We start from the raw sequence: 12,762 nt of genomic DNA on the forward strand, positions 1-12,762 counted from the left end.
CGGGAGGCGGTTCTCGTTACCTGCGGCGAGGATTCCAGCTGGCACAACAGGAAACGGCGAGAACACGCCGAGGCCTTCCCGCTGTACCCCGGCGGAACTAGTTTCGGCGTGATCTCGGGCCCAGCAGGAGGCGGAATGAACTGGCGCGGTCTCGTCACGTTTGCCGTGGTGTGCGGCATGCTCCTCGTCGGAGCCCCGGTGGGCGCGTCCCCGCCGGAGGACATTCGGGAGCAACTGGAGGCGGTACCCGGGCTGACCGTCGTCGGCGAGCGGCCCACCGAGCCAGGGTTCCGGCTCTTCGACCTGACGTTCGCGCAGCCCAGCGACCACCGACACCCGAAGGCCGGGAGCTTCCGGCAGCGCCTGACTCTGCTGCACCGCGACGTCGACCGGCCCACCGTGCTCTACACGACCGGCTACGAGCTGCCGAGCAAGGTCACCCGCACTGAGCCGACGCGGCTGGTCGACGGCAACCAGGTCAACCTGGAGCACCGGTTCTTCGTCCCGTCCCGGCCCGATCTGGCCGACTGGAACGACCTGGACATCTGGCAGGCGGCCACCGACCAGCACCGGGTGATCTCCGCGCTCCAGTCCATCTACCAGCAGAAATGGATTACGACCGGGGCGAGCAAGGGTGGCATGACGGCCGTCTACCACCGCCGGTTCTACCCCGACGACGTGGCCGGCACCGTCGCCTACGTGGCGCCCAACGACGTCGACAACGACCGCGACAGCTACGACGATTTCTTGGCCTCGGTCGGCACCGACCCGTCCTGCCAGGCCGCGCTGCTCGCCGTGCAACGGGAGGCGCTGGTCCGGCGGGACGAGCTGCTGGCGAAGTTCAACGCCTACGCCGACGCGGAGGGACTGACCTTCGACCGGATCATCGGTAACGTCGACCGGGGCCTGGAGATGGTCGTGCTCGACACGCCGTTCGCGTTCTGGCAGTACCGAGGCCAGCAGGACTGCGCCAAGATCCCGGCGACCACCGCGAGCACCGACGAGATCTACGCGTTCTTCGACGAGACCGTGCAATTCTCCTTCTACACCGACCAGGGCATCGAGCCCTACGCCCCGTACTACTACCAGGCCGGCACCCAACTCGGTTGGCCCGACGTCTCCGATGAGCGGCTGGCCGACCTGCTGCACCACCGGGAGCTCAGCCAGCCCCGCAACCTGGTGTCCCGCGACATCCCGATGAACTTCAAACCGGGTTCGATGCGGCAGATTGACGCGTGGGTGCGCAGCCAGGGCGCGGAACTGATGTTCGTCAACGGCGAGCGCGACCCGTGGAGCGCGGAACCCTTCCAACTCGGCCGCGGCACCAGCGACTCTTACAGCTACCTGGTCCCCGGCGCCAACCACGCAGCGAAGATCGAAGGCCTGCCCGACCGGCAGCGGGCGGAAGCGGAAGCGGCGGTCCGTCGCTGGGCCGACGTCCCGGCCCCCGTCCGCGTCCGGACCTCGCTCGACGCGGACTTCCTGCCCCGCCGCCCGATCTGACGAATTTTTCGAGTTGAGGGGCAACCATGAGTGGTTCAACCGCTTCTTCCAGCACAAGCCAGAACACAGACGAACAGTCCCGCCACGCCCACGACCAGCACCTCATCCGCCGCATAACCGCGAACCTCAGGTACCAGGGCGGTTGCCTTCTGACCGGCAGGAGCCAGAATGCCCCGGCGGCCTCGGCCTCGGCCTCGGCGATGAAGGCGCTGCTGGCGTGTTTGGCATCGGCGGTGATCACCTTGCTCTCCAACGCTTTTCGTCCCAGCCGGGCCAGGAAATCCCGGGCCGCGGCGTTTTCACCACCATCAACCGCGGCCTGGCCAACAACCTCGCCGTGGGAGTTCATCGCTGCCGCCACGTGCGTTTGCGGCATCTCTTCCTGCCCGGTGACCGCGGCCCGCATCGTCCTGCCATCGACGGCGACCCTTAGCGCTCCAGAAATCCTTCAGTGCTGCTGACCCGAGCGTTGTCCGTGGTCGGGCATGATCCGGCTTTGTGCTCGTACGGATGATCTACTTGATCGCTACGCGGACCTTCGCGTGGCTCGCTCACCGACGCCCCCGCTGGGGGTTCCGACGTGTACACGGCGAACTACGCCGACCGGGATACAAGGTCAGCGCAGCCACCGTTCGCCGCGTCCTACGAGCCGCCGGGTTCCGTCCAGGACAACCCGCTTCAGCCTCGACGGCACGTGGGACGGGGTCTTCGCGGTGCTGCATGCCGAGACCGAAGCCCGTCGGCGAGATCGACTGGTGAGTCGGTGTACTCCTGGAGCTCGCGGGTGCATCAATGGGACTCACTTGGAAAAAGGAAACATTGTGACCAAGAACCAAGCGCTGGCCGCCAACAGTTGCCCGCTCCCAGCCGACACCATGAACCGGCCCCGTCCCACCACCTCCCGGTAGCGCCCGTGGCGGGCCAGTCGGCCCTTCAAACCCTTTTTGCCTAGAACTGACCTGGTAGTTCCCGTAACCTCGTTATCGAGGACTGCCAATGAAAATTGTGTCCCAATCCTATGGCGGGCAGCTTCCCGCCGAGCTGACCAGCTTCGTGGGTCGGCGGGACGTGTCGGCCAAGGTGAAACGGCTGCTGTCGGGGTCACGGTTGGTGACGTTGACCGGTCCGGCTGGAGTGGGCAAGACCCGACTGGCACTGCACGTGGCCCGGGAGCTGCGACGAGCGTTTCCGGATGGTGTGTGGCTGGTGGAGCTGGCCCAGCTGCACGACACCGGGATGTTGGTGAACGTGGTGACGGCGGCGCTGGAGTTGCCGGATCAGTCGGCGCGGGAGCCGCTGACCGTCCTGGTGGAGTTCTTGGCGGACAAGCGGTTGTTGATCGTGCTGGACAACTGTGAGCACGTGCTGGCGGCATCTGCGGCGGTGCTGAGTGCGTTGTTGCGGTCGGCTCCGGGGGTTCGGGTGCTGGCTACGAGCCGGGAGCGACTAGGCGTTGCTGGGGAGCAGGTGTTGTCGGTGCCGCCGCTGACGGTACCCCGGCTGGAGTCGTCGAACGGTGGGCGAGGGTTGCGAGACGACGGCGGCGGTCAGCATGAGGCAGTGACGCTGTTCGAGCAGCGGGCGGCGGCCGTGCAGCCGGCGTTCACGCTGGACCGGGACAACGAGGCGTCGGTGACGCAGTTGTGCCAACGGCTTGACGGGCTCCCGTTGGCGATTGAACTCGCCGCGGTGTGGCTGCGGGCCATGTCGGTTGGCCAGATCCTGCAACATTTGAAGGACCGGTTCCGGTTGCTCACCACCGGGCACCGGATGGCACCCGCCCGGCAGCAGACGCTGCAGGCCGCGGTGGAATGGAGCTTCGACCTGTGCTCGCCGGCCGAGCAGGTGTTGTGGGAACGACTGTCGGTCTTCGCCGGCGAGTTCGACCTGGATGCTGCCAACCAGGTCTGCGCCGGGGCGGAGACGGCCGAGAGCGACGTGCTGGACGCGGTTTTTGGGCTGGTGGACAAGTCGGTGCTGACGCCGGTGCAGGACGCCGGGTCGGCGGTGCGGTACCGGATGCTGGAGACCATCCGTGAGTACGGGCGAGAGCAGCTGGCCGCCCGTGGCGAACAGACGCTGCTGCGGCGTCGGCACCGGGACTACTACCTGGCGCTGGTCAAGCAGGCCGACGCGGAATGGTTCGGGCCGCGGCAGCGGGACTGGTGGCAGCGGTTCCAGAGCCAGAACCCGAACCTGTGGGCGGCGCTGGACTTCTGCTGCACTGAGCCCGGTCAGGCAAGGACAGGACTGCTGCTCACTGGTGCATTGTGGTTCCACTGGATCGGCAGCGGTTTCGTTCGGGACGGCCGGTACTGGCTGGACCGAGTGCTGGCGCTGTCGCGGGAACCGAGCCATGAACGGGCGAGGGCACTGTGGGTGCGCGGTTGGATCGCCATCATCCAGGGAGACCTCCCTGCTGCGGAGCGTGTATCGCAGGAATGCGTCGAGGTGGCCGGCCAGGTGGGCGATCGGGCAGCCAAGGCCCACGGCACCAACTGGCTGGGATGGAATGCATCGTTTTACGGCGATATGACGCGGGCGTCCGAGTTGGCGGAGCAGGCGCTGGCCGAGTATCGCGCAATAGGGCAGCTCAGCGCATCCGCCCCCGCCCTGGGCGCCTTCGTCCTTCTGTCCCTCCTACACATCGAACGCGGCAACCTCGACCGCGCCAGGGAGTTCTGTGCGGAAGGCCGGTCGATCTGTGAGCGCGCCGGGGACAAGTGGATGCTGGCATGGATGCGCTGGAACCTGGGGCATGCTCAGCGGGTCGCCGGCGACTTTCAGGCAGCAGAAGAGGAGGCACGGGCCGCCCTTCGGTTGAAGCACAGCTTCGACGACACGCTGGGCACGGGACTGTGCCTCGAGGAGCTGGCTCTGGTGGCAATCGAGAGCGGTGACGCGGAGCGGGCCGCGCGGCTGTTCGGTGCAATCGAGCGGCTGTGGAAGCTGACGGGCGGCAGCCCCATACTCAATTCGAGTTACTACTTGCGGTGGCACCGCGACGGTGAAAGTCAAGCTAAGAACGCCCTGGGTGATCAGGCGTACGAAAAGGCCTATCAGCGGGGCACGCAGCTAGGCATTGACCAGGCAGTGGCCTACGCGCTCGGCGAAAAGTTCCAGGTGACTCCGACGCCGACCAAGGTGCCTGCTGCGGATACCGCATTGCCAGTACTGACCCGGCGGGAACAGGAGGTCGCCGAACTGGTGGCGCAGGGGCTGACGAACAAGGACATCGCCACCCGCCTGGTGATCGCGCAGCGCACAGCGGAATCGCATATCGACCACATCCTCTCCAAGCTCGGTGCCACCTCTCGTGTCCAGATCGCCAGCTGGGTCGCGGATCAGCAGGCACATAAAACTGGCGGAGACCGTTGACTCCTGGGTTGCAAGATCGTAAGGAGACCGGATTAGTCAACCTCAGATGGACCGCCAGGTGCTCGTTGTGGTTCAAGCATCTACGTGCTCAGGACCGGGTGTCGGTGAAACCGCACTCCTCGCCGGTCCTGCATTCGATCAAATACCTGCTCGGTGAACTGGATGCCTCCTGCCTGCCGCGGTTGCGGAAGTTCGCGGCTTGCACAGCGATCCCAGCCGTCTGAAAGATCCGGACCCGACCGACTACTCGACCGGTATGAGCGCGGAGAAGACTGCGTGGTCGGCCCAGTCCAGGCGCGGCTTGGGGGGCGTTCTGCGGAGCATGGCGACCTCGTGGCGCAGGACCAACAATTCCACGTCCTTGGCCGCCGACGAACGACCGAGCAACAGCAGCCATTGTGTTTTTCGCAGGTTGCGTCAGTGGGTGTGAGGGGGGAGGGGAGGTCCGCCGACCTTGCCTTTGCTGATGCGTTCGAGCTGTTCGTCGGCGGCTCGTCCGGCGAGCAGGGGCTGAGTGCGGTCCCAAGTCGTGCCGTCGCGTGCGTCCTTGCGGCGCCGGGCAATAGCGGAGAGGGCTTCGAGGACGATGCGGTTGGCGAGCAGGGCGGTGATGTCGGACTGGTCGTAGGGCGGGGAGACTTCGACGACGTCCATGCCGACGACGGGGAGTTCGTAGCAGATGCGGCGGACGGCGTCCAGGAGCTGGCGGGAGGAGAGTCCTCCAGGCTCTGGGGTGCCGGTGCCAGGGGCGGATCCCGGGTCGACGACGTCGACGTCGACGGAGAGGAAGACGCCCTCGCACCCGTCGACGGCGGTGGCGAACGCCTCCGTGAGGCATTCCTCGAACCCTCGCTCGACGATCTCCGTCATTTCGTAGGAGCGGAGCCTGTTATGCGCCATCCAGTTCAGGGTCGGCTCGTCGGGCCAGTAGCCGCGCAGGCCGAGCTGGAGGAAGCGGTCGCCGCGCAGGCTTCCGGATTCGATGAGGCGGCGCATCGGGGTGCCGTGGGCCACGAGTGAGCCGAACTGGATGTCGCCAGTGTCGGCATGGGCGTCGAAGTGGATCATCGACACCTTGCCGAAGCCATGGTGGCGAGCGACGCCTGTGTGATCGGGCCAGGCGATCGTGTGATCGCCGCCGAGTGTGATGGGGATCGCGCCAGAGGCGGCGATCTTGAAGACGGCTTCCTCGATTCGTGTGACGGAGTCCTCGATGTTGCCGTTGAACATCTCGACGTCGCCGGCGTCGTACACCTTCAGGCTCGTGAGGCCGTCGACGCGGAGTGCGAGGCTCGGGCGGGAGCCGTCCTGCGGGAGGTAGCAAGCCTGGCGGATTGCGGACGGCCCGAAGCGGGCTCCGGAGCGGTAGGTGGCGCCGGCGTCGAGGGGGGCACCGACGATCACGATGTCGGCGTTCGCGTAGCTATCGGGGTCATCGAGGTCACAGGCATCGACTCCGAGGAAGGTGATGTTCGGTCCGAACATGGTACGGGGGGTGTGCACGGTGATCCTTCGCTGGGAGTTGAGCGGTGGGCTGGGTGGGTGGGACGATCTTCGATGTTGTTGAACTTCGGGGAGAGGCTGGCCGTGGAGGCTGAGGCCCCGTTGTACAAGGGGCACCGGTTCCCGGATTAGGTGATTGCGCCCTGCGTGTGGCTGTATCACCGCTTCCGCTCAGCTTCTGCGACGTGGACGAACTCATGCTCGCCCGCGACGTGGTCGTCTCGCACGAGACTGCGGCAGTGGCGTGCGAGGTTCGGGCTCGCACACGCTCGTGGCCTGCGCCGACGCAAGGCCCGGCCCGGGAACACGTGGCATCTCCGACCAGGCCTTCGTGGAGATTAATGGGGAGCGGTAGTACCTGTTGACGGGCGGTGGACCAGCGGAGGCCCTGTCATGGTTTCCGTGTAAGCCACGGATGAATTGACTCGATCATTTTTAGCCGAGTGGGATTCGCCCTGGGAAGAGGATGACGAGTGTATTGAGTGCCTGTTTCCAGCCCCATGTTCCCGTTCCGGATGGCCCACCGCGATGCCTGGTGATATTCGTAGTCCGAGGTAGAGGAGCTTCATCGCTGCGGTGTCGCTTTCGAAATAGCTGCGGTTCTTGGTGAGTTTCCGGAACTGGAAGCTGATGTTATCTCTGAATTGTCCACTTCTTCGAGGGTAAACTCTCGATCTATGAACTTGTACTCAATCCGACTCGGCCGGAACTCGTCAAGAAATTTCAAAACCGTTGGCACAGTGATTTCGGAGCAGGAGTACAAATCAAACTGGACCAGTCGTGGGAATATCGAGTCCCAGACGTGGATCGCACAGTGGCTAGTTTCGAGGATCGCTACCCCGGTCAATCCATGGTTGCCGGGAATTTCGCAGTAGTATGCGATCGGATTCGCCTCAGGGCCAACCGCCAATTTCATACCAATCCCCCTAATGATATTCGTGAGCCAGACCTTGATGTAGTCCGGGTCCGAAGGAGCCGACTCAACCTCGGCTCGAACGATCAGGTGCTGGTGTGGCAGGACGGCGGCCGGATGACTGCGGTTCACCGCATCTTCCGAACTGTCGATCATCGAACGTCCCTCTTTTTCATATGAATTATTCGAACAATCGGAAAATAAGACTCAACGCCCCTCGGGCCGATTTTCGCGGTTGGGCATCCGAGCGCGAGAATATAATTAAGTTCTTTGAAAGGGGTGATGAAGGTTTTGCTGTGATCCGAGGGGAAGTCCTTGGATTCCTTCGTAGCCGCAGGCTTCAGTCATTGGTGCTCTTCTCTGCCGCTGCCACGAGTTCCAGCAGCCTGCAGAGGTCAACCTTGCCCATACCGGTGCGGGGCAGGGCAGGTAGGGCATGAACGTGGTGCGGGACTTCATACGGCATTAGGCGGGTCCTGCAGAACTCCACGACGTCGCCGGTTTCGGCATCCGGTCCAAGCACCAGGGCGGCGTGGATCTCCTCTTCGTCAGCGCGAGCAGTCCCGCCGTAGACGAAAACCTCGCGGACGCCGGGGTGTTCCGCGATGACCCGCTCCACTCGCCGCGGGTTGACCTTTCTGCCACCGACATTGACGAAGGTGTCCTTGCGGGCCAGGACGGTGACATGGCCGACCGCGTCCACCTCGACCAAGTCCCCGGATTCGAGGAAACCGTCGTCACGGACCGGGGAGCCGCGGTCCCCCTCGTGCCCGAGGAACATCGTGGTGGTGCGCACCAGCAGCTGTCCCCTTCCTTGCGAGGCGCAGCGGCCTTCGCGGTTGCGCACGCGCCATTCCACGCCGGGTGCCATCGTGCCAACGCAGTTCTCGGGCCATGGTTCGGGCCGGTCGTACTGACAGGCGATCAAACCGGTCTCGGTACTGCCGTAGGCCTGGTGGACAGCCACGCCCAGCCGCTCGCTGACGACCTGACCGACCCGTGGTGCCAGCGGACCACCGGAGGACAACGCGAACCGTACCCGGGCACCGGCCGAACGCCGGGACAAGACCGGCGAGATCAGTTCGTAGACCAGCGGGGTGCCCAGCAAGCCGGTGGCTCCGGCGTCGAGGCCCTCCAGGACGGCACCGGGGGTGAACCGGCTCATCGTCATCAGGCCAGCGCCGCTGACCAGGGCCGTCGCCAGTGCACCCACCAGGCCGAAGGAGTGGGCCAGGGGCACCATGGCGAAGAGCGTGTCCGCCTCGGTGACCCGGTGCAGGTCCCGGTGGAGGGCGCCGCCGGTGAGGGTGTTCCCGAGAGTCTGCCGGACGATCTTCGGCTCCCCGGTGGATCCCGAGGTGAGCTGGAGAATCGCCGGTCCAGGGTGTTCCGCCCAAGGCGGGTCGGCGGCCGGCGGGCCGGCGAGGAGTTCGTCGAAGGTGCGCCGCGCCAGTCCCGACCTCGGCAGCTGCACGTCGGATGGGCAGATCAGGTCGGTCGCAGGGAGCCGGTCAACCACCGACCGCTCGTCATGCAGATAGGAGTTCTCACGCTCCATCAGGAGGATGTCCACCCCGGCCATGGCCAGCCCGAGCAGGGAGGCCACCGATGCGGGGGTGTTGTCCACCAGAACGATGGCCGGGCCACGCGGCCGGGCCGGGCCGGTAAGGTTCGCCACTGCGGACAGGGCCGCGTCCCTCAGCTCGGCCCAGGTCATTGCGGACCAACCGGTGGCGGACCGCGTGCGTACGGCGATCCGGTCACCCGCACGCTGGACGTGCGAACGCAGCCGTTCCGCCACCATGCCGGTCGGTACGGTACTGGTCATGGGCGATGTCAGCTTCTCTCGGTGATCTGTTTGGCTATGGCCTCGGCGATAGCCGCCGGGCTCGCGTTGTCGAACATGGCGAGGGTCAGCTCGGCATGCAGCCGGTCGGTGGCCTCGGCGTCACCCAGGGCGCACCGTTCGACCAGCCGCGTGATCAGCTCGACGGCGCGCGAGGAATCACCGCCGGCCAGGAAGAAGTCGTCCATCAGGCCCAGCGGCTGACGAACGAGAATGTTCCCCATTTCCCTGGCGATGACCGTGGCGTCCGGTACGTGGTCCATGGCAGGCTGCTGTTCCCAATCAGTCCGGGGAGTCGGCCGTGCGGCAGACTCCGGGGCGGTAGCCGGCGGCAGGTGAGCACTCATGGTTCCTGGACTCTTGAGTCCTGACGAAAGACCGTGCCCCCGCCGTTCGGCTCGGAGAGCTTATCCGCAGGCGCGCACTCCATACGTCAGCGGCCGGGGCACCACTCGGCACGTGGAATCCACGAGTTCTGACTCAGGAAGACCTTCGACGGCTTACGCCTCGCCGAACTGGACAGGCTCCTCAGCTGCCTAACTACGCGGCTTGCCCCGACCTTCGACAATTTGCAACGCCCGATGGCGGGTGTCACATGCCGATTCTGGTGACGATGCTGTGGCGGTTGGCGAGTTCTTCCGTGGCATTCAGGTATTCGTGAACCAGGTCCATGGTGATGTCGGGGCAGCAGCCTCGGACGAAGTCCTCGATCATCTCGTCCTCGTCGAAGTCGTCGTTGGAGCGGTAGAAGTCCTTGCGGGACTCCAGGAACTCCCGGTCGACCCGTAGCCCATATTCCGCGGCGCGTTGTTCGGCGTACTCGGGGTGGGTGAGGTAGCGGAACGACTGGGAGCCGGGGATCGGACACAGCGGCCCGAAGTCGAGTGCGGCGAACGTCTTGGGGTGGTTGTCGACGATCTCGGTGAGCGCCGCGTGGTTCTCGGCCATGATCTGCGGGGTGATTCCCAGGTGGGTCAGGATGAGCCCTGCGGTGATCATCCCGCCCCGGTCCACCACTCCTGCGAGGGCTTCCAGGTTGTGTGCCATGGGCAGGTCGCGGCGGCCTCGCCCGCCCGCCGGCGGCTTGTTCATCACCTGAAGCGAGATGTCGGAGAGTCCGTCTAAGCCGATGAAGAAGTGGTCGAGCCCCAGCACGTTCACCAACTCGTCGATCCGCTCAGGGACGGTGGCGAATGCCTCAGCCCGGGCGTACCCGAACATGCCCGGCTTCTGTGACTGCGGCAGCTGACGGAACCACTCCGGCTGGTTGGCGGCCATGCCGCGCAACAGCCGCCACATGGTGAGAGGCAGCTCGTCCGCGGTCACGTAGAAGTAGTTGTAGCCCTGGCGGTAAGCGTTCTCCAGGATGGCCCACGCCTTGTCGACCTCAGGCCAGATGATTTCCTTCGACCCGGGGACGATGCCGCAGAAGTCACAGGCGTTGAGGGGGACGCCATCCAACCGAGGCCCGGCGAACTTGATGCAGCCGCGCCCGATGTCGACCACCTGGCTGCGCAGCACACGGTCGCGCATGAAGAAGTAAATGGACTGCTGCCCCTTCAAGTAGAGCTCTTGATGCGGCAGGAGACCGTCCGCGAGCGAGTAGTCGACCAGCGGCAGATTCTCGTACTCGCCCGGGTCTTCGGGCACTTTGGTCGCCGTGCCGTCCGTCGCCCGGTAGACGAGCCCCGGATAGACCTCGGGGCTCTTGATGCTCCCGCGCAGGGAGTCGGCCATGAAGTTAGCGAATCCGGTGACGACGTCGTTGCCGTAGAACCCGAAATCGATATCGCGCTGCCGCCGCATAATCCGCTCGTACAGGGCGGAGAAATGGTCGTTGCCAAGGATCGTCAGCGCGTTCGGATTCAGCCGCTTCACGCGCTGGGCCATGGCTAGGGAGGCGCTGTAGTTGCCTGTCAATACACTGAGGCACACCGCATGTAAGCGGTGGGCATTGGCGTCGATGAACTCTTCGATCGTCTCGTTGCTGTAGAGGACGCCGTCGAGATATCCAAGCTGGGTGTCATCGGAGCCGAGTTTGTCGCGGAGGGCACTCATCAGAGTGAGTAAGCCCAGGTTCGGATAGACCGTGGTGTTGGCGCTGGCTATGTGGCGTGAGCTGTGGTTGGCGTTGATGAACAGCACAAGGTCCTGCTGAGCACGCATGGTGTCTCCTGCTCGCACAAAGCGGAAGCGGGTGGTGTGTGACAAGTGAGAGCAGAGACGACAGGGCCGCGTCAGATGCCTACGGCAGCGACCTCGCCCTCGTCAGGGCAACATCCTCGGATGGAAGCGCGCCATGAACCACTTCATGCTCGCCTTCCATGACCGACTGCCCCTCTGACGCCAGCAAGACCACCGAAAGCAACTAACCCGCGGGCCCGACCGGCAAGGCCGTACGCCTCTACGTACACAAAGGAATTGACAACCTCGTCATGGGCCGACGAGTATTTCCCTACAGAGAAAAGCTCCGGTCCGGCAACGGGATGCCGAGGTGCGTTGCAAGAACGTCAACGTCTCCAGCACCGGATTTCCCTGGCCGCGTTCTAGCTTGGCCAGCCTCGCCTTCGCTACTGCTGTATTCGTTAAAGAGGTGCACCTCCTCCTTGAGTAGCTCGGTTGGGGTCTGGGATCGAAGGTTCAGGTCAGGGAATCGCCGATACACATACGAACGCAGCACCACACAAGCCAGCCTGGAGAGCTCGTTCAAAGACAGCCCCGGGCCAACCGGGTACGGCGGATAGCCCGCCGACCCGAGCCCTTACGCTCGCACTCGTCACGGCAAACGCGATCATAGCCGCTTTGGCGAGGCAATGCGAATGTCTACTCAACGTCACCAAATGCTCACGCAGTGCAGCTTTGGTGAGGCAATGCTAATGTCCACTCAGTGTCACCAAATGCTCACGCAGTGCCGGGTAGACGGCGGGATTCGCACCCGCCATCCCCCACAGGTCCGGACGTGAACCTCTCGGCTCATACGGCTCGTGCCGTTTTAGTTGTCAGGTCGTTTACCGCAGCGCCCAGTGCGCGAACAGGTTGGGTGACCGTTGCCGTACTCCTGTCAACCGCGCACGCGCTCTCTCCTCGCCGCAGAATTAAGACCGCGCGGATGAGGGCCGTGATGCCCTGTTTTCTGACCGCGTGACTCCGCTGGCCCTGTCAAGCCCGGCGCAAGATCTGCTGAAAGATCTTCTTGATGGGATTCGAGGCTGCTGGCTGCTCTATATCACGAATTCGCCGAGACGCCGGTAGTCGACGAATGCCATGACAACGCCGTCATCGAGAGCTCTTCGGGCACCTAAAAGAAGAACTCTTCCACCACATCCGCTACCTCAAGCGTCGAAGCGTTCACCACAGCCTTGGATAACTACATCGTCTGGTTCAGAACACCACACGAAGCCACCAAACACTGCGAGGGCCTGAGCACGGTGCAATACCGGGCCCAGGCCCTCGCGGCCTTAACTCTTACTTAACCGGCCCAACTCACGGGGACCAGTTCACGATTGTGCTGCCTCCGCTGTCCTCGTTTACCTGGTGTGTTTTTTGTTTCCGGTCCAGGCTTTGTCTCGTAGTATGTATTTCTGGATTTTTCCGGTGGAGGTCTTCGGTAGTTCGGTGA

General features: G+C 64.3%; 9 protein-coding genes and 2 pseudogenes. 6 read left to right on the top strand and 5 right to left on the bottom strand.

Features of this window, described 5'->3' with window-relative positions; all coding sequences use genetic code 11:
- Positions 1 to 135 precede the first annotated feature (135 nt).
- The 5 genes and pseudogenes from ACWDKQ_RS09665 to ACWDKQ_RS09685 all read left to right on the top strand — a co-directional run.
- On the top strand, positions 136 to 1,503 hold the full coding sequence (locus ACWDKQ_RS09665) for a S28 family serine protease (protein WP_450138327.1): 1,368 nt from the start codon (positions 136 to 138) through the stop codon (positions 1,501 to 1,503).
- 142 nt (positions 1,504 to 1,645) lie between these two features.
- On the top strand, positions 1,646 to 1,936 hold the full coding sequence (locus ACWDKQ_RS09670; protein ID WP_450138328.1) for a hypothetical protein: 291 nt from the start codon (positions 1,646 to 1,648) through the stop codon (positions 1,934 to 1,936).
- 77 nt (positions 1,937 to 2,013) lie between these two features.
- Entirely contained in the window at positions 2,014 to 2,262 is a 249-nt protein-coding gene (locus ACWDKQ_RS09675; protein ID WP_450138329.1) for an IS3 family transposase, read from the top strand.
- Positions 2,263 to 2,499: 237 nt separating this feature from the next.
- Complete coding sequence (locus ACWDKQ_RS09680; protein ID WP_450138330.1) at positions 2,500 to 4,881, top strand: ATP-binding protein; 2,382 nt, start codon at positions 2,500 to 2,502, stop codon at positions 4,879 to 4,881.
- Positions 4,882 to 4,943: 62 nt separating this feature from the next.
- Positions 4,944 to 5,179 (top strand): annotated as a pseudogene (locus ACWDKQ_RS09685) (pyruvate dehydrogenase); the annotation flags it as partial.
- 119 nt (positions 5,180 to 5,298) lie between these two features.
- Here the strand turns inward: ACWDKQ_RS09685 and speB are convergent.
- The 5 genes from speB to ACWDKQ_RS09710 all read right to left on the bottom strand — a co-directional run bounded on the left by speB (position 5,299) and on the right by ACWDKQ_RS09710 (position 11,288).
- A complete protein-coding gene (gene speB / locus ACWDKQ_RS09690) occupies positions 5,299 to 6,384 on the bottom strand; it encodes an agmatinase (RefSeq protein WP_450138331.1) in 1,086 nt (361 codons plus the stop codon).
- 565 nt (positions 6,385 to 6,949) lie between these two features.
- On the bottom strand, positions 6,950 to 7,453 hold the full coding sequence (locus ACWDKQ_RS09695) for an S-adenosylmethionine decarboxylase (RefSeq protein WP_450138332.1): 504 nt from the start codon (positions 7,451 to 7,453) through the stop codon (positions 6,950 to 6,952).
- Positions 7,454 to 7,637: 184 nt separating this feature from the next.
- Positions 7,638 to 9,125, bottom strand: coding sequence for a class I adenylate-forming enzyme family protein (locus tag ACWDKQ_RS09700; RefSeq protein WP_450138333.1), 1,488 nt, complete (start codon positions 9,123 to 9,125; stop codon positions 7,638 to 7,640).
- An 8-nt stretch (positions 9,126 to 9,133) separates the two neighbouring features.
- A complete protein-coding gene (locus tag ACWDKQ_RS09705; protein ID WP_450138334.1) occupies positions 9,134 to 9,406 on the bottom strand; it encodes a hypothetical protein in 273 nt (90 codons plus the stop codon).
- Between the two features lie 328 nt (positions 9,407 to 9,734).
- Entirely contained in the window at positions 9,735 to 11,288 is a 1,554-nt protein-coding gene (locus tag ACWDKQ_RS09710) for a cobalamin-dependent protein (RefSeq protein ID WP_450138335.1), read from the bottom strand.
- Positions 11,289 to 12,484: 1,196 nt separating this feature from the next.
- Here ACWDKQ_RS09710 and ACWDKQ_RS09715 point away from each other — a divergent pair.
- A pseudogene (locus tag ACWDKQ_RS09715) lies at positions 12,485 to 12,616 on the top strand (hypothetical protein); the annotation flags it as partial.
- Positions 12,617 to 12,762: the final 146 nt, after the last annotated feature.

This window comes from Saccharopolyspora sp. NPDC000995 (assembly GCF_053599315.1).